The organism is Paludibacillus litoralis (assembly GCF_037646705.1).
Lineage (GTDB): Bacteria > Pseudomonadota > Alphaproteobacteria > Rhodobacterales > Rhodobacteraceae > Pikeienuella > Pikeienuella litoralis.
Genome location: NZ_JBBHER010000002.1, coordinates 269,843 through 287,025, shown reverse-complemented (window position 1 = coordinate 287,025; position 17,183 = coordinate 269,843). Strand labels below are relative to the sequence as shown.

The window sequence follows — 17,183 nt, the reverse complement described above, 5'->3', positions numbered from 1 at the left end:
CATCCGACAATTTGACATATCGGTTATGCCCATGTTGCACTGCAACACGTCTTTACGCTGCACTGCAACAATGCTAGGATCGTGAACCCGATTTGTATCCGCTCGCCTTGGGATCTGGAGAAAGCCAATGCAATGGAAGCGTTATGGCGCAATCGCCGTCGCCCTCATCGCGCTATCGGGCGCCGCCTACGCGATCTGGTTGAGCAGCCAATCCGCAGACCTCCCTCCAGGCGTCGTCGGCTCAAACGGACGGATCGAGGCGGAGCGCATCGATGTCGCGGCCAAGCTGCCGGGGCGCATCGCCGAGGTGCGCGTTTCCGAAGGCCAGTGGGTCGAGGCGGGCGATCTCGTCGCGCGGCTGGACACGGCCGAGATCGACGCCGAGTTGCGTCAGGCCGAGGCCGCCGTCGCGCAGGCCGAGCAGCAGAAGATTCAGGCCGAGGCGCTGCTGAACCAGCGCGGCTCCGAACTGGAGTTCGCCATTTCAGAATTCGCCCGCGCCAAACAACTCGCCGCCAAGGGGCATGTGGCGCAGGAGCAGGTCGATCACGCGAAGACCGTTCTGACGACGGCCGAGGCCGGCGTGGCGGCGGCCAGGGCGGGCGTCGATCTGGCGAAGGCGACGATCGCCGCGGCCCAGGCGACGGTCGAGCGGATCCAGAGCGTCCGCGCCGACGCCGATCTCGTGGCGCCGCGCGCGGGCCGCGTCCAATACATCCTCGCGAAGGCCGGGGAGGTCGTGGGGGCCGGCGGCAAGGTCGTGACGCTGACCGACCTGACCGACATCTACATGACGATCTTCCTGCCTGCGCATGATGCGGGATTGCTCGCCATCGGGTCGGAGGCGCGCATCGTCCTTGATCCGATCCCGGAATACGTCATCCCCGCGACCGTCACCTTCGTCTCGAGCACGGCCCAGTTCACGCCGAAATCCGTCGAGACCGCCGACGAGCGCGATCGGCTGATGTTCCGGGTCAAGCTGACCATCCCCGAGGCGTTGCTGAAAGAATATCAGGAACAGGCCAAGGCGGGCGTCGCCGGGATGGGCTATGTGCGCACGGACAGCGCCGTTCCCTGGCCCGACACGCTTTCGGTGAAGCTGCCGAAATGACCTCCGCTCCGGTCGCCCGCCTGTCGTCGATCACGCACAGATATGGCGCCGCATGCGCCCTGTCCGACGTGACGCTGGATATCCCGGCGGGCTGCATGGCGGGGCTGATCGGCCCTGACGGCGTTGGAAAATCCACGCTGCTGGCGTTGATCTCGGGCGTGCGAAAACTGCAGAGCGGCGGCCTGACCGTGCTGGACGGCGACATCACCGACCGCGCGCATCTCAAGGCGTGCAATCATCGCATCGCCTACATGCCGCAGGGCCTCGGCCGGAACCTCTATCCAACGCTTTCGGTCGCGGAGAATCTCGACTTCTTCGGCCGGTTGTTCGGTCAGTCGGAGGCCGAGCGCCGCGCCCGCATCGACGACCTGCTGAAGGCCACCGGGCTCGATCCGTTCCCGGACCGGCCGGCGGGGAAGTTGTCGGGCGGGATGAAGCAGAAGCTCTCGCTCTGCTCGGCTCTGATCCACGATCCCGATCTGGTGATCCTCGACGAGCCGACGACCGGCGTCGATCCGCTGTCGCGCCGGCAGTTCTGGGATCTGATCGACCATATCCGCGCGGCGCGGCCGACGATGAGCGTGATCGTCGCCACCGCTTACATGGAGGAGGCGGAGCGGTTCGACTGGCTCGCCGCCATGAACGCGGGGAAGATCATCTCCACCGGGTCGCCGGCCGAGATACGGGCCGCCGCCGGCCAGCCGACGCTGGAGAGCGCTTTCATCGCGATGCTGCCGGAGGAGGACCGGCGGGGGCACCGCGCCGTCGTTGTGCCGCCGCGCCAGCCGGCGAGCGGTCCGCCCGCCATCGAGGCGCAGGGGCTCACTTGCCGGTTCGGCGATTTCACCGCCGTCGATCGGGTCGAGTTTCAGATCGAACCCGGCGAGATCTTCGGATTTCTCGGCTCCAACGGCTGCGGAAAAACCACGACGATGAAGATGCTGACCGGCTTGCAGAAGGCCACGGAAGGCGAGGCGTTGCTGTTCGGAGAGCCGCTGGACCCGGATGACATGGGCACAAGGCGGCGGGTCGGCTACATGTCGCAGGCCTTTTCGCTCTATGGGGAGCTGACGGTTCGCCAGAACCTTGAGCTGCACGCCCAGCTCTATCAGTTGCCGGTCGAGACGCGCGCCGACCGGGTCGCGGAGATGCTGACCACCTTCGATCTGGTCGCGGACGCCGACAAGCGGCCGGATGGCCTGCCGCTCGGCATCCGCCAGCGGCTTCAGCTCGCCGTCGCGGTGCTGCACCGGCCCGAGGTTCTCATTCTGGACGAGCCGACCTCGGGCGTCGACCCGGTCGCGCGGGACGGGTTCTGGCGGCGGCTGATCAATCTCTCACGCGATGACGGCGTGACCATTTTCGTCTCGACCCATTTCATGAACGAGGCGGAACGCTGCGATCGGATCTCGCTGATGCATGCGGGAAAGGTTCTGGCGATCGGAACGCCCGCCGAACTGGCCCGAAGCAAGGGCGCCGACAACCTCGAAGAGGCGTTTGTCGCCTATCTGCGCGAAGCGGCGGGCGGCGCGGGCGACGCCCCGGAGAGCCCCCCCGCGACCGCCCCGCAGGAGCGGCGGCGGGAGCCGCATCGCCCGTTCGACATCGCCCGGCTCTGGGCCTTCACACGCCGCGAGTCGATCGAGATTCTGCGCGATCCGATGCGGCTGGCCTTCGCGTTTCTGGGCCCGATCATCCTGATGCTGACCTTCGGCTACGGCATCTCCTTCGACGTGCAGAACCTGCCCTACGCGGTTTTCGACCGCGACCAGAGCGCCGAAAGCCGCGAGTTGCTCGAAAGCTTCGCCGGCTCGCGCTACTTCGCCGAAAGGCCGCCGGCGCAGAGCGTGGCCGAGCTGGACGCCCGCATGAAAAGCGCTGAGCTTGTCGTCGCCATCGAGGTGCCGCCCGGATTCGGAAAATCTCTGCTGAGCGGAGACCGGCCCGAAGTCAGGGTCGCCGTCGACGGCGCGATGCCGTTCCGGGCCGAGACGACCCGCGGCTATCTGCAAGGTCTGGCGGCGTCCTACATGTCCGACCAGGTCGAGCGCATCTACGGCCGCGTCATCGACCTGTCCGCCGCATCGGTCGAAACCCGCTTCCGCTATAACCAATCGTTCAAAAGCGTCTTCGCGATGATCCCTTCGGTCGTCATGCTGATGCTGGTCCTGATTCCCGCGATGATGGCGGCGATGGGGGTGGTGCGGGAAAAGGAAACCGGGTCGATCGCCAATTTTCGCTCGACGCCGGTGACGCGAACCGAGTTCATTCTGGGCAAGCAGCTGCCCTATGTCGTCATCGCCATGCTGAGCTTCGTCACGTTGGTCATCGTCTCCTACGGCGTTTTCGGCGTGCCGATCAAAGGCTCGGTCGCGGCGCTTTGCGTCGGCACGCTGCTTTACGTTCTGGCCACCACGGGCTTTGGCGTTCTGGTCTCGACCTTCACCCGAACGCAGGTCGCCGCGACCTTCGCCGCGGCCGTCATATCGATCATCCCCGCCGTCAACTTCTCCGGACTTCTGGTTCCGGTCTCGTCGCTGTCGGGCGGCGGACGGCTGATCGGCCTCGCCTTCCCGTCCGCCTGGTATCAGCAGATCAGCGTCGGCGCGTTCACCAAGAGCCTCGGGTTCCAGCAGCTCTGGCACAACCACGCCGCGCTCGCGGGTTTCGCCGCCCTGTTCATCGCGGTGTCGATCGCCGCCCTGAGCAAGCAGGAGAAATGACATGAGGCGGTGGCTGACCAATGTCTTCCGGCTCGGGCTCAAGGAGCTCAACAGCCTGCGCGCCGATCCGGTGCTGATCCTGCTCATCGTCTATGTGTTCAGCTTCGCGGTCTATTCCGTGGCGACCGGCGCCAAGCTCGAAGTCGTCGACGCGTCCGTCGCCTATGTCGATCAGGACCGCTCGGCGCTCACCGGGCGCATTCTGGGCGCGATCCTGCCGCCCGAATTCAATCCGCCGCAAGAGATAGAGGCGGATGAGATCGCGCCTGTCATGGACAGCGGCGAGTTCGTGTTCGTGCTCGCGTTTCCGCCCTCGTTCGAGGCCGACGTGCTGACCGGGAGGGCGCCCAGGATTCAGCTGAACGTCGACGCCACCGCCATGGCGCAGGCGGGCAATGGCGCGGTGTTCCTCCAACAGATCATCCGCGCCGAGATCGCCAAGTTCATTTCCGGCGAGGACGCGGCGGCGGAGCTGCCGATCGACCTGGTGGTCACGTCGAAATTCAATCCGAACCTCAATTCGGTCTGGTTTTCGTCCGTCATGCAGATCATCAACAACATCACCATCCTGTCTGTGCTCCTGACCGGCGCCGCGCTGATCCGGGAGCGCGAACATGGCACGATCGAGCATTTGCTGGTGATGCCGGTCAGCCCGTCCGAGATCATGGTCGCGAAGATCTGGGCCAACGGCCTCGCGACGGTCGTCGGCGCCGTCCTGTCGCTCTGGCTGGTCGTCGAGACCGTGCTTGCGGTTCCGGTCGCCGGGTCGGTCCCGCTTTTCGTGTTCGGCGCCGTGCTCTATCTCGCCTCGGTGACGGGGCTTGGCATCCTCCTGGCGACCTTCACCACGTCGATGCCGCAGTTCGGCCTGCTGGCGCTGCCGGTGCTGGTGATCATGAATCTCCTGTCCGGCAGCACGACGCCGATGGAGAGCATGCCCGTCTGGCTCCAGAACGTCATGCAGCTCGCGCCCTCGACCCATTTCGTCGCGTTTTCGCAGGCGATCCTCTATCGCGGCGCCGGGCTGAACATCGTCTGGCCCGACATGATCGTCATGGTCCTGCTCGGAGCCGTCTTCTTCTTCGTCGCGCTCAAACGGTTCAGGACGACCATGGCCACGGCGCACTAGACCAGCCGGAGCGATCCGGGAGACAGGCAGCCCGCCTTTCGAGCCAGAACAGCGCGCATCAACCCGCGATCGGGACCGCGAGCCAGATCGTGTGGCGCGCGCCGCGTTTCCCGTGCGCGGCGCGGATCTTCGGCGCGCCGGTTTCGAACCCGCAACGGGACAGCCGCCGCGAAAACCCGGAGTCGGGCGCGGCGGACCAGACGGCGAGGACGCCTCCGGGGGTCAGCGCCCGCCGCGCCGCTTGCAGGCCGGCGTCGCCATAGAGCGCGTCGTTGGCGGCGAAGGTCAGGCCGTCCGGGCCGTTGTCGACATCGAGGAGAATCGCGTCGAACGCGGCCGTCGCCCCGCGGATCACCGCGCCGACGTCGCCGGCTCTCACCTCGACCCTTGGATCGGCGAGGCAGGCGCCGAACAGGTCCGCCATATGCCCGCCCGCCCAGGCGATCAACTCGGGCACGATCTCCGACACGATCAGGCGCGCGTCGGGCCCGGCGGCGGCCTGCGCGGCGCGAAGGGTGAATCCCATGCCGAGCCCGCCGATCAGAATGCGAGGCGCCCGCCGCCCGGCCAGCCGATCCACAGCCAGCGTGGCCAGCGCTTCTTCCGAAGCCGCGCGCCGGCTGTTCATCAGCTCATTGCCATCGGGGAGGCGGATGGAAAACTCCCCTCCCCGGCGCAGAAGCCGGAGCGAGGCGCCGCCGGGCGCAGTCGCCGTCGCCAGATGTATCCACGGCAGCATCCAGGAGAACCCTTTGAGGAAGAGGAGCCCCCGCGTATCCGATCCATGGCCGCAGGTGAAGGATCGCCGTGAATTTAGAGCGTCCGGCGGGCGCCGCGGCGCCTGTCCGGTCCGCGACAGGGGCGGAGCGCGCCCGTCCGGTCGGGCGTCTCGGGCGGCCTGTTTCGACCGCCCGGGCGCGGTGGACGGCGCCGGCCGTTCAGGCTTGACATACATACCTACCCGTAGGAATGTTTCTAGAGGCGCGATGATGGATCGAATTCCGCAATCTGGCCCATTGTTGCAATAACAGGAGAAACTATGCTCGACGCTTCTCTGGATTCGAAGGCGATCCTCGATCGGGTGATGGAATACACCGTCACCAACCCTTATGAACGCGACTATTGGGAAAAAGCTCCCGCAATGACTGGCGTGCTGACCTGGGGTCGGGAAGAGCCGATCGCCGCCATTCGCAAATGGATGGACCGTTCGGTCGCGACCCAAAACTCCGACGGCTGCCTCAATTACAGCGAACGCCTCGATCTTCCCGCCGGGCACGTGTCGAGCTTCACGCCCACCGCGAGCCTGTCGTCCAGTCTCGGGTACCCGCTGCTGGCGTTTTATCACCGCACGAAAGACGAGCGCTACATGGAGGCGGCGCATCTGCAGATGGACGCGCTGATGCGCGCGCCGCGCACCCGCGAAGGCGGCATCTCGTCCCGCACGGAGACGCCGGAGCTCTGGATCGACTTCATCTACATGATGTGCCCGTTCCTGCTGCGCTACGGCGCCGTCACCGGCGAGCAGAGTTATATCGACGAGGCGTTCCGGCAGTTCGAGATCCATGTCAAACGGCTGGTTGACCCGCATGAGCATTTGCCGCGCCATGCATGGTGCGAAAAGCCCAATCATTTCCCGCAATCGACCTTGTGGGCCCGCGGCAACGGCTGGCTGATCGCGTGCAGCGTCGACATGCTCGCCAACGCGCCCGATCACGAACACGCCAGTCTTGTGAGGGACACCTGCGCGCGCGCCCTGACGGCGATGCGAAACCTGCAGGATCGTTCGGGGTATTTCCATCACACCCTGGACGACCCCTATTCCAAATGCGAAGCGTCCGCGACGCTCATGTACGCCTACGCCGCCGCCACCGCCGTTCGGCAGAACGTCGTCGACGCCGATTTCCTCGACAGCGCCGTAAAGGCTTATCGTGTGGTGGAGGGCTCCATTGGCGCGGATGGCGCCGTCCCGAAAGTCGCGGTGCCGCCCGGCGGCCCCGGCGTCGCGTTCGGAACGACCCTGTTCGGCCAGGGCTTCTATCTGCTTGCGGCGCACGCCCTTCGCGACAAACTCGGCCTCGCATAGGCCGCAGCGCGCCCCGAGGCGGGGATTGAACGCCCCGCCTCGCCCGGCCGGCGCGCCCCGCTCGATCGCCGCGGCGAGAGCGCCGGTCCCGATCCACCGCCTCCCAGATCGCCCGCGTTATCGGGCCGCCGCCGCGCTACGCCGCCTGGCGGCCCGGTTTGAGCGTGCTCAACATGACATGCCGAAGGGCCTGCACCAGCTCCTCGCCCTTTTTCAGGGTGCGCCCGCCCCGATACCATTCCAGCATCAGCCCGTCATGGGCGGCGACATAGAATGCGCCAAGCTGCCGAGGCGACAATGAACTGCGAAAGGCGCCGCTCGCCTGCCCTTCCGCCAGGATCTCCGACATCGCGCCGGACATCTCGTCATAGATCTTGCGCACCTTCCTGCCCATCCTGCTGCGGTTGTCCTTGAACTCGATCGACAGCAGCATCAGCAGGAACAGGTCATTCGGGCGCTGAATCGCCCATTTCGCCTGCGTATGAAGGAAATTCACCAGTTTTTCGCACGGATCCCCGGAATCGGGCTTGCCGCGCGGATAGCTCGCCTCGACCCGGTCGAGTATCTCCGCGAGCAGCTCCACCTTGCTGTCGAAGTAATAGTAGATCGCGCCTTTGGTCAGCCCGCCGCGCCGCGCGATCGCGTCGAGCGTCGTCGAGCGATACCCCTTCTCGACGAAGAGCGCCAAAGCCGCCTCGCAAATACGGTCGACCGGCGGCGGGGCGTCGTCGCGCGTCCACGATACGCGCGCGCCCCGCGATCTTTTCGCGCCGGTCTTCGCCGGATCGGGCGCGTCATCGTCTGTCGTCCCGCGTTTGGACACGAAGGAAAACAACTCTCCGGGTTTCTTGGGGTCTTTATCGGTCACTCTGCGGCCATTGTTGCTGTCGGGTGGGGTTCGCGCGCCGCCGACATCGCGCCAAGGCGTCGCCGCGGCGCATCATGCGCGCCCCCCTCGGCGACGCCTTGACGCCCGGAAGACGACCTCCCGCGCGGGTGATGGCGTCTCTGTCCTCACGCGCCATGTCGCGCGGCGTCGTCATCTCTGTCATCGGCCCGCCTCACGACCGCAGGCGCGGAGCCCGCGGCGCTTCGCTCGGGTCGGACTCGGCGGTCGGGCGGGTCGCCGCCGTCATGCGTCCGCCTTCGCCGCGCGCGTCGCGGCGATCAACTCGCGCAGGACGATCCCGGCGGCCTTGCGATCCCAGGTCTGCGGCGAGACCCCGCGCTCGCGCAGCTCCGCCTTCCTGATCTTGTTGGTCGGCGTGCGCGGCAGCTGATCGAGCGTCTCGATATAGCGCGGCACCATGTAGTGCGGCAGACATCCCGCCAGATGGGTCAGGACGGCTTCAGGCGCCGCCGTTCGCCCGGGGCGCGGCACCAGACAGAGCTTGATATCGTCATCGCCCGCGAATTCGGACGGCACGCCGACCGCCGCGCATTCGGCGACCGCCGGATGGGCCATCGCCGCGCTCTCGATGTCGTAGCTCGCGATATTCTCGGCGCGCCGCCTGATATGGTCGCCGCGCCGGTCGACGAAATAGCAATAGCCCTCGGCGTCGAGATACCCGATGTCGCCCGAATGGAACCAGAGATTCCGCCACGCCTCGACGGTCTTCTCCGGCATGCCGAGATAGCCGCTCATGAAGACGAAGGGGTGGCGCGGCCGCACCACGATCTCGCCGGGGGTTCCCACCTCGCATTCGATATCGGTGTCGGGATCGACGATCTTCAACTCCACCCATTTGTCGCTGACCCGGCCGCATGACCCGAGCCGCAACGGCTCGTCTATCGGCCGCCATGCGCCGATATTGACTTCGGTCATGCCCCAGACCTCGATCCCTCGAAGATGGAACCTCTCTTCGAAGGCCTCCGCGATCGCCTTGGGGAACGGCGCCGCCAGCAATCTCGTGACGGCGTGATCGGAGTCTTCGGCGCGCGGCGGCTCCGCGAAGATCATCTCGATCATCGGGCCATGGGCGAGGCCGACCGTCGCGCCGCAGGCGCGCACGCGGTCGACCCAGAGCGCGGCCTTGAAGGTGGTGTCGATCACGACCCGGCCCCCCGCCATCATCGTCGCGAACACGGCCATGAACCGTCCGGCCATATGGAACAGCGGATGAAAGCAGTAGAACACGTCATCCGGCCCGAGACGCAGCCCTTCGACCGATTGCCGCGCCAGCGCGCAGACCTGCGCATGCGGCATCATCACGCCCTTGGCCGGGCCGGTGGTGCCGGAGGTGTAGATGACCGAGGCGATGTCGCTCATCCGAACGGTCGGCAAGTCGAAATCGCCTTGCGCGCCGGCGGCGAGGAACGCGTCCAGCGCGACGATCTCGATCCGTTTGAAATCGGGGACGCTCGCCGGCGCCGGATCGGAGCCGACGCGGAACCAGACGATGCGCTCCAGCGCCGGAAGATTCGCCTCGCTCTCGCGCAGAACCGGCAGGAACCCCGCCTCCGCGATCAGGATCTTCGCATTCGCGGTATTGACCGCATGCTCCAGCACCCGCCCGCGATAGGCGGTGTTGATGGTGACGTCGACCACCCCGGCCAGGTTGGCGCCGAGCCAGGCGTGGATCGCGGTCAGGCAATTGGGCGCCATGACGACCGCCGTCTCGCCCATGGCGAGGCCGGCGGCGATGAACGCCCGCGCGAACGCGAGCGATCGTTGGTGACAGTCAGAGAAAGTCTCGCTCGCTTCGCCGATCATGTCTATCGCGACGCGCTCCGGCGTCGCCTGCGCCTGTTGGCGCAGGCATTCGCCGACCGTCTTCACGTCAGAATCGAACTCGATTTGCACTGGCTTTCCCTGTCGCTGAGGATCAATTCAGCCGATTATCGAGAGGTCGTGACGAATTTTCCATCCTGAATGATCCCCGTTTGCACAAGATCATGGCTCCAGCCGTCGTGGTCGTCCGGGCTGTAGCAAAGCGTGCCCGCGGAGTAGGTTTCCACGCCGCAGAGGTTCTCCAGCGCGTCCCGCATCGCCTTTCCGGTGATCTCGCCGCTGATGGACTTCGACGCCTCGACGATGGCCAGGAACGCGTTCGAGCCGATCACCTCGCCAAAGCCCTGCGGGGGCTTGCCGGCGGCGGTGAGAATGTCGCCGAGGGTCTGCATTTTCGGCGACGGATCGTCCCAGTTCGCGACGAGCGTCAGACGGATGCCGTTGCCGGCCTCGCCGCTGTTGTCGACAAAGGATTTCTGGCCGAGCCCGAGCGGCGCCCACATCGGCGCATCGAGACCGACCTGCCGCGCGGCGCGGACGAACGCGGCCCCCAGCGCCGGCGCCGAAGCCTGAATCAGAACGACCTCGGGATCGGCGTTGCGAATCTTTGAGGCCTGCGAGGTCAGATCAAGCGACTTCAGGGGCGCGGCCGCGCTTTCGACGATGGTCACTCCCTTTTCCTTCGCCAGCTCCTGCAGGAAGTCGGCGGTGTTCTTTCCGTAGGCGTCCTCCTGATAGAAGAGGCCGACCTTCGTGGCGCCGTCTTCGATCGCCCGCTCCAGCAGCACCCGCGTATTGGTCAGATCGCCGGTCAGTGAGCGAAACACCCACGGGAAGAAGCTGTTCTCCGGCGACGTCACCGCCAGCGTCGCGTTCGGCGCGACGATCGGCACCTCGTACCGCATCATCACCGGCCCCGCCGCCAGCGTGCCGCTGCCGGTGGTCGAGCCGACGATCGCCACGACATTGTCCTTCTGAATCAGCTTGGTGGCGCCGCGCGCCGCCTCGGTCGGGTTGGTGGCGTCGTCATACATGAAGAGTTCGATCATGCGGCCGTCGACGCCGCCCTCGTCGTTCATCTTCTTGGCGAGGATCTCGATGACGTCGCGCTCGGGAATTCCGAATGGCGCGGCCGGCCCGGACATGCTGAGCAGCAGCCCGATCCGCAACGGCTCCTTGGCCTCCGCGTGCGCGGGCGCGACCGCCGCGAATGACGCGGCGGCGATGGCCGCCGAGCCCAAGAATGTGGTGAGGCGATTGAGACTCATCTGTTCAACTCCCTGTTGAAGTGCGGTTGTTTTCGTCCGCCTCCAGCGACATGCCGAAAGCCCCGCCGGCCGCATGGCCGGCGATGTCCTCCTCCGAGAACCCTGCGTCCCGGAGGATGGCGTGCGTGTGTTGGCCGAGCCGCGGCGGGCCGCTGCGGATCGTGGCCGGCGTCCGTGACAGCGACAGCGGATTGGCGATGACCTCGACATCCGGCGCGTCGTCGATCGGCAGGGAGACGACCATGCCGTTGCGCCGGACCTGCGGGTGATCCACCGCCTCCGCCAGCGAAAGCAGCGGCGAACACAGGATATCCTGCGCGACGAGGCGCTCCATGCACTCCGCCGTGGTGAAGCGCGTGAATTCTTCGCGGATGAGATCGAAGATGACGGCCTTGTTCTCGAGCTGCCGCTCCGGCGTGTTCATGTCCTCACGCAGGCTGAGATCGGCGACGCCGAGCGCGTTGCAGAGCAGGCGCAGCGGGTTCGCGCGGAAGAACCCCAACACCGTCACCCAGCCGTCCGATGTCCGGAAGACATAGTTCAGGCCCTTGTCGATCCAGCGGGTCTCACAGCCGTACATGAGCTGGGACGCCGCCTCGAGGCTCTGTATCGCGATCGCGGCGTTCAGCAGGGAGGTGCTGACTTTCTGGCCCTTGCCGGAACGCTCGCGCTCCAGCAGGGCGAGGGTGATCCCCTGCGCCAGGACCATGCCGGCGGCGAAATCGATCACCGGCGTGTTGATCAGCGCCGGCGTGCCGTCCGGCAGCGCGTTGCCCATTGCGATCCCCGACAGGGACTGGATCGCCATGTCCTGCCCGGGATTCTGCGCGAGCGGCCCGGTCGGGCCGTAGCCGCTGGATTCCGCATAGACGAGACGCGGATTCGCGGCGCTGAGCCGCTCGAAACCGAGGCCGAGGCGCTCCATCACGCCGGGCCGGTAATTGTGCATCACGACATCGGCGCCGGCCGCGAGGCGCGAGACCACCGCGCGCCCCGCGTCCGTCTTCAGGTCCACGACGAGCGAGCGCTTGTTGCGGTTCACGGCGGCGAAATAGCTGCTCATCAGTCCATGCGCCGAGGCGTGGGCGTCATAGTTGCGCAGGATCTCGCCGGAGCCGGGCCGCTCGATCTTGATCACGGTCGCGCCGAAATCCCCCAGCACCTGCGCCGCCAGCGGCGCCTGATACACCTCGCTGAGATCGAGAACGGTCACGCCGTCCAGGATGCCTTTCGTCTTCATCTCAATCGCCATAGACGCTCTTGGCGATGATCATGCGTTGGATCTGATTGGTGCCTTCGTAGATCTGGGTGATCTTGGCGTCGCGCATCATGCGCTCGACCGGATAGTCCTCAAGATAGCCGTAGCCGCCATGCAGCTGCACGGCGTCCGTGGTGACGGACATCGCGGTGTCGCTGCAGAGCAGCTTCGCCATCGACGCCAGCGTGCGCCCCGTGGTGGGATCGGCCTCGATCGCCTCGACCGCGCGGTGCAGGAGGAGGCGCGAAGATTCGATCTTCACCGCCATGTCGGCGATCATGCCGCGCAGAAGCTGGAAGCGGGAGATCGACTGGCCGAACTGCTTGCGGTCCCGCGTGTAGCTCACCGCCTGATCGAGCGCGCCCTGCGCGATCCCCAGCGCCTGCGCCGCGATCAGCGGGCGGGAGATGGTGAGCGAGACCATCATGTGCTTGTAGCCCATGGTGGTGTCGCCCACCGCGCGGCTGGCGGGAATGCGGCAATTGTCGAAGATGACGTCCGCGGTCGGGCTGCCGCGCAGCCCCATCTTGGCTTCCAGCTTGCCGAACGAAATGCCCGGATCGTCGCGGTGAACCATGAAGATCCCGTAGGCCTTCTCGCCGGTGCGCGCGAGAACGAGATACCAGTCCGCCCATGTCGCGTTGGTGATGAAGCGCTTGACGCCGTTGATCACCCAGTCGTCGCCGTCGCGTTCCGCCTTCGTCTTGAGCGAGGGCAGATCGGACCCGCCCTGCGGCTCCGTCAGGCACCAGGCCGCAACCGTGTCGCCCGCCGCGAGGGACGGCACGATCTTTTCGATCAACTCGGGCGCGCCAAACCGCACCAGCGGATCGAGCGCCGCCCAGCCGGTCATCAGCGTCAGGCCCGACGTCCCGCAGACGCGCGCCATCTCCTCGACCGCGATCACCTGGGACATGAGATCGCCTTCCTGCCCGCCGAGCGATTCAGCGAAGGGCAGCGCCAGCAACCCGGCGTCGCGAAACGCCTCATAGGCCTTCAGCGGCGGCTTCCGGGTCTTGTCGACCTCCGCGGCGTGCGGCGCGACCTTTTCGACCGCCAGCCGACGCATCACCTCGCGAAACGCGTCGTAGTCCTGTCTGGTCATCTCTGACATTCTGGTTATCCCTTCACCTGAGGCGCATTGCGCAGAACCGGCGGCCACGACAGCCCGCCGATCGCGGCGGCGTCCTGCGGGGTGGCGGCGCTGATATCGTCTTCGTTCAATCCGAGATCGGCGAGAACCTCCGCGCTGTGATCACTGGTATCGAGCGGGCGGCTCATCGCGGGCGTTCGGCTCAACCGCGGGATCGCGGGCACGCGCGCGCTGGACGAGGTCGGATGACGATGCCTGTTATGCGGGTCGGCCCACACTTCATCGGGGTCGAGCACCGCCGCGACGCAGGCGTCGGTCTGCGCGAACAGCTCCGCCCAGTGCGCGCGCGGCTCCGACTTGAACGTTCGCGTGAGGACCCGCTCGATTTCAGGCCAGAGCGCCACATCCATGTGGTCGGGCGCGTCCCCGAGATCGAGCACCCGCCACAGCGTCTCGAAGAAGCCGCGCTCCAGCGCCCCCACCGACACCTGCCGGCCATCGGCGCAGAAATAGCAGCGGTAGAACGGCGCGTTGCCGACGATCAGCCCGTCGCCCCGCCCCGGCATGACTTCGGTCTTCCATGCGGGAAAATGCATCGCCATCATCGACATGCAGCCGTCGATCATCGCGGCGTCGACATGCTGGCCGCGCCCCGACCGGCGCGCTTCGAACAGCGCCGTCATGATGCCGAACGCCGCGAGCAGCCCGCCCGCGCCGAAATCCGCCAACAGATTGAGAGGCGGAGAGGAGACGTCCCCCGCCGGGCCGACCGCGCCGAGCACGCCGCTGGCGGCGAGGTAATTGATGTCGTGGCCCGCTTCCTGCGCGCGCGGGCCGTCCTGCCCGTATCCCGTCATCGAGCAGTAGACGAGCCGGGGATTGACCGCGCTCAGCTCCTCATAGCCCGCGCCGATCCGCGCGGCGACGCCGGGGCGAAACCCCTCGATGAGGACATCGGCGGTGGCGACGAGCCGCCGCAGCGCCTCGCGGCCCTTCTCCGATTTCAGATCGAGCGAGATGAAGGTCTTCCCGCGCGACAATTCCGGCACCGGAAGCCCGGCGCGCCCGCCGCCGACGACGATCACCTCGGCGCCATGGTCGGCCAGAAGCATCGTGCAGTACGGCCCCGGCGCGAGACGCGTCAGATCGATGATGCGAACGCCCGCGAGCGCTCCTTTCGGCGGCGTGGAGGTTTTATGGTCAACCAATTGTCTAACTCGCATGAAGGGCTGGGGTGTCGTCGTCGTCGATCTCGTTGCCGAGAAAGCTCGAAAGGATGGTGTCGTGCTGGTCGAGTTCGGCCCGCCCTCCGGTCATGACGATCGCGCCATCGACCAGCATCAGAAAGCGGCTGGCGATGGAGGCGGCGAACGCCACGTTCTGTTCGGCCACCGCCAGCGCCAGGCCGTCGGCGCGAAAATGCTCGAACGTCTCGCGCAGGATCTCATGGATGGCGGGCGCGAGCCCCTGCGTCGGCTCGTCGAGCAACAGGACCCTGGGCCGGCGCGCCGCCGCCATGCCGATGGCCAGCATCTGCTGCTCGCCGCCGCTCAGCATGCCCGCGGGCGTGCGCAGGCGCTCCTTGAGAATGGGGAACAGGCTGAAGACATGATCGAGCGCCGCGGCGCGGTCGCCTTTGATCATCCGCAATCCAAGCGCCAGATTCTCGTCGATCGACAGCGCCGGACAGATATTGCCGCGGATCTCGGGAACGAAGGCGACGCCCGCTTGGGCGCGCGCATGCGCAGGCATCTTTCCGATATCGACGCCGCCAAGCTCGATCGCGCCGCCGCCATGAACAAGGCCGCTCACGGCGCCGAGAAAGCTGCTTTTCCCCGCGCCATTCGGCCCGAGAATGGCGACGACCTCCCCGGCGCGCAGGGTCAGGGAGATCCCGTTGCAGACCTGGATACGGCCATACCGCGCGGTGACGTCGCGGCAGACCAGCGCGACCTCGCCGCCGGGCTCGGCCGCGCCCCCCGGGCGGGGACCCGGCCGATGAACTTCTGACGCAAGGCTCTTGGGCATGACGGAATCTTTCAATGGGTCCCCGTGCCGAGATAGGCGCTGATGAATTCAGGACGGCGGCTGACCTCTTGCGCCGTCCCGCGAAGCAGCACCTTGCCGCGATCGAAAACGATGAGGCGGTTCGCCAGCTTCTTGACCAGGCCGAAATTGTGCTCGACCAGCAGCACCCCGACATTGCGCGCGGCGACCTTGCGGACCTGCTGAATGAACACGTTCTGCTCGGCCTTGGAGAGCCCGGCGGCCGGCTCGTCGAGCAGGAGGAAGCGCGGTTCGGCCGCCATCGCCCGCGCGATATCGACCATGCGGATGAGGCCCATCGGCAATTCGCCGGTCTTCTGCTTGGCGACGCCCGACAGCTCCAGCCCTTCAAGGAGCTCATCGCGGCGGGCGCGGAGATCCTTCTCGCTTCGGCGGAGCGCGGCGGGGCGGAACAGGCCGCTGAACAGGCCGTTCTTCGATCCGGTGTGGAATCCGCACAGCACCGCATCCTCGACCGTCGCGGTCGGGTCGATCCGCGGCGTCTGGAAGGTCCGGGAGACCCCGCGGGAGATGCGCTGATGGGCCGGGACGCCCGCGAGGCTCTCGCCGTCGATCGACACGTCGCCGTTGCTGAGGGCGACAAAGCCGGTGATCGCGTTGAACAGGGTGCTCTTGCCGGATCCGTTCGGGCCGATCACCGCGAGGATTTCGCCGCGCTCCACCGTCACATCGACACCCTGGAGCGCCGCGATCCCTCCGAAGCGGACTTCGATGTTTTTGGCCTCGATCGTCATGACGGCTCTCCGGACGCCGCCGCGCCGGGCGCTGTTTGCGCGGCCGGCCCGCGCCCGCCCGCAAGAAGACGCGGCAGCCGACGCGCCATCTCGAAGAGGCCGAAGAGCCCATTCGGCGTCAGGATCAGAACGATGATCAGCGCGCCGCCGTAGAACATCCCCTGCACCTCCTGGGCCGGGATGAGCTCGAAGATCAGCGTGAGCAGCGTCGCGCCCAGCACCGGGCCGAGGATCGAGCGCGCGCCGCCCACCACCGCCATCAGAAGCACCGACAGCGACATCGCCGGCCCAAGCGAGTCCGGGCCGATATAGGAGATGTGATGCGCGTAGAGCCAGCCGCCGAGGCCGGCGATCGACGCCGACAACGCCAGCACGGCGCTGCGGATATGGGCGACATCGACGCCATCGGCGACGGCGCGGAACGAATCCGCCCGCACCGTCGCCGTCGCCCGGCCGAAGCCCGAATTCATCAGGTTGCCGAGCAGGACGACGACGAGAATTACAACGCCCCAGCTCAACACATGAAACGAGAACAGCGATGACGCGAAAGACATCGGCGGGACGCCGGAAATACCGATATAGCCCCCGGTGAAATCGCCGCCCTCGCGCAGCGCGATGTCGAAGGCCTGCCCGAAGACGAGCGTGGCGATGGCCAGCGCCAGCGGGCTCAGCCGCGTCACCACCCGCGCCAGCGGATAGGCGACCAGGGCCGGAAGCGTCAGAGCCAGAGCCAACCCCAAGATCGACGGCAGGCCGTAACGGGCGGTCACGATCGCCGTCGCGTACGCGCCTATTGACGCGAAGGCCGCTTGCGCCACCGACAGGATTCCGGCCTGCCCGTAGCTCACGCCGACCGAAATCGCCATCAGCGAATAGATTGCGATGACGATGGAGGTGTCGAGCCAGATCTTGCTGGAGCCGAGCGCCGCCGTGAAGATCGCGACGGCGACGAGGAGGCAGAGCGCGGGGCGCTGGCGGGCGAGCAT

At 66.7% G+C, this 17,183-nt stretch carries 14 protein-coding genes; 4 read left to right on the top strand and 10 right to left on the bottom strand.

Annotated elements, in window-relative coordinates:
• Positions 1-127 precede the first annotated feature (127 nt).
• Genes WG921_RS02370 through WG921_RS02360 form a run of 3 tightly spaced genes read left to right on the top strand, consistent with a single transcriptional unit; the run spans position 128 to position 4,963 of the window.
• Positions 128-1,111, top strand: coding sequence for an HlyD family secretion protein (locus WG921_RS02370; protein WP_340107595.1), 984 nt, complete (start codon positions 128-130; stop codon positions 1,109-1,111).
• Positions 1,108-3,834 (top strand): ribosome-associated ATPase/putative transporter RbbA, encoded by a 2,727-nt coding sequence (rbbA, locus tag WG921_RS02365; RefSeq protein WP_340107594.1) that lies wholly within the window; start codon positions 1,108-1,110, stop codon positions 3,832-3,834. The genes WG921_RS02370 and rbbA overlap by 4 nt, the downstream gene beginning before the upstream one ends.
• Position 3,835: 1 nt before the next feature.
• A complete protein-coding gene (locus tag WG921_RS02360; RefSeq protein WP_340107593.1) occupies positions 3,836-4,963 on the top strand; it encodes an ABC transporter permease in 1,128 nt (375 codons plus the stop codon).
• Between the two features lie 58 nt (positions 4,964-5,021).
• Here WG921_RS02360 and WG921_RS02355 read toward each other — a convergent pair whose 3' ends face one another.
• A complete protein-coding gene (locus WG921_RS02355; protein ID WP_340107592.1) occupies positions 5,022-5,702 on the bottom strand; it encodes a spermidine synthase in 681 nt (226 codons plus the stop codon).
• Between the two features lie 300 nt (positions 5,703-6,002).
• On the opposite strand from WG921_RS02355, the gene WG921_RS02350 reads away from it, so the two are divergent.
• Positions 6,003-7,046, top strand: a complete 1,044-nt coding sequence (locus WG921_RS02350) for a glycoside hydrolase family 88 protein (RefSeq protein WP_340107591.1) — start codon at positions 6,003-6,005, stop codon at positions 7,044-7,046.
• Between the two features lie 136 nt (positions 7,047-7,182).
• Here WG921_RS02350 and WG921_RS02345 read toward each other — a convergent pair whose 3' ends face one another.
• The 9 genes from WG921_RS02345 to WG921_RS02305 all read right to left on the bottom strand — a co-directional run bounded on the left by WG921_RS02345 (position 7,183) and on the right by WG921_RS02305 (position 17,183).
• On the bottom strand, positions 7,183-7,914 hold the full coding sequence (locus tag WG921_RS02345; protein ID WP_340107590.1) for a TetR/AcrR family transcriptional regulator: 732 nt from the start codon (positions 7,912-7,914) through the stop codon (positions 7,183-7,185).
• 264 nt (positions 7,915-8,178) lie between these two features.
• Complete coding sequence (locus WG921_RS02340; RefSeq protein ID WP_340107589.1) at positions 8,179-9,849, bottom strand: AMP-binding protein; 1,671 nt, start codon at positions 9,847-9,849, stop codon at positions 8,179-8,181.
• A 35-nt stretch (positions 9,850-9,884) separates the two neighbouring features.
• Positions 9,885-11,045, bottom strand: a complete 1,161-nt coding sequence (locus WG921_RS02335) for an ABC transporter substrate-binding protein (RefSeq protein ID WP_340107588.1) — start codon at positions 11,043-11,045, stop codon at positions 9,885-9,887.
• A 4-nt stretch (positions 11,046-11,049) separates the two neighbouring features.
• Positions 11,050-12,297, bottom strand: coding sequence for a CaiB/BaiF CoA transferase family protein (locus WG921_RS02330; protein WP_340107587.1), 1,248 nt, complete (start codon positions 12,295-12,297; stop codon positions 11,050-11,052).
• A complete protein-coding gene (locus tag WG921_RS02325; RefSeq protein ID WP_340107586.1) occupies positions 12,287-13,408 on the bottom strand; it encodes an acyl-CoA dehydrogenase family protein in 1,122 nt (373 codons plus the stop codon). Before WG921_RS02325 ends, WG921_RS02330 begins: the two co-directional genes overlap by 11 nt.
• A gap of 14 nt (positions 13,409-13,422) precedes the next feature.
• Entirely contained in the window at positions 13,423-14,604 is a 1,182-nt protein-coding gene (locus tag WG921_RS02320; RefSeq protein WP_340107585.1) for a CaiB/BaiF CoA transferase family protein, read from the bottom strand.
• 4 nt (positions 14,605-14,608) lie between these two features.
• A complete protein-coding gene (locus tag WG921_RS02315) occupies positions 14,609-15,424 on the bottom strand; it encodes an ABC transporter ATP-binding protein (protein ID WP_340107584.1) in 816 nt (271 codons plus the stop codon).
• An 11-nt stretch (positions 15,425-15,435) separates the two neighbouring features.
• Positions 15,436-16,197 carry an ABC transporter ATP-binding protein gene (locus WG921_RS02310; protein ID WP_340107583.1) on the bottom strand — a complete coding sequence of 254 codons (762 nt, stop codon included), beginning with the start codon at positions 16,195-16,197 and terminating at the stop codon, positions 15,436-15,438.
• On the bottom strand, positions 16,194-17,183 hold the full coding sequence (locus WG921_RS02305) for a branched-chain amino acid ABC transporter permease (RefSeq protein WP_340108000.1): 990 nt from the start codon (positions 17,181-17,183) through the stop codon (positions 16,194-16,196). Before WG921_RS02305 ends, WG921_RS02310 begins: the two co-directional genes overlap by 4 nt.

Coding starts and splice junctions, on each gene's coding strand:
- WG921_RS02370 (WP_340107595.1), top strand. CDS start 128: ATGCAATGGAAGCGTTATGGCGCAATCGCCGTCGCCCTCATCGCGCTA.
- rbbA (WP_340107594.1), top strand. CDS start 1,108: ATGACCTCCGCTCCGGTCGCCCGCCTGTCGTCGATCACGCACAGATAT.
- WG921_RS02360 (WP_340107593.1), top strand. CDS start 3,836: ATGAGGCGGTGGCTGACCAATGTCTTCCGGCTCGGGCTCAAGGAGCTC.
- WG921_RS02355 (WP_340107592.1), bottom strand. CDS start 5,702: ATGCTGCCGTGGATACATCTGGCGACGGCGACTGCGCCCGGCGGCGCC.
- WG921_RS02350 (WP_340107591.1), top strand. CDS start 6,003: ATGCTCGACGCTTCTCTGGATTCGAAGGCGATCCTCGATCGGGTGATG.
- WG921_RS02335 (WP_340107588.1), bottom strand. CDS start 11,045: ATGAGTCTCAATCGCCTCACCACATTCTTGGGCTCGGCGGCCATCGCC.
- WG921_RS02330 (WP_340107587.1), bottom strand. CDS start 12,297: ATGGCGATTGAGATGAAGACGAAAGGCATCCTGGACGGCGTGACCGTT.
- WG921_RS02325 (WP_340107586.1), bottom strand. CDS start 13,408: ATGACCAGACAGGACTACGACGCGTTTCGCGAGGTGATGCGTCGGCTG.
- WG921_RS02315 (WP_340107584.1), bottom strand. CDS start 15,424: ATGCCCAAGAGCCTTGCGTCAGAAGTTCATCGGCCGGGTCCCCGCCCG.
- WG921_RS02310 (WP_340107583.1), bottom strand. CDS start 16,197: ATGACGATCGAGGCCAAAAACATCGAAGTCCGCTTCGGAGGGATCGCG.
- WG921_RS02305 (WP_340108000.1), bottom strand. CDS start 17,183: ATGCTCGCCCGCCAGCGCCCCGCGCTCTGCCTCCTCGTCGCCGTCGCG.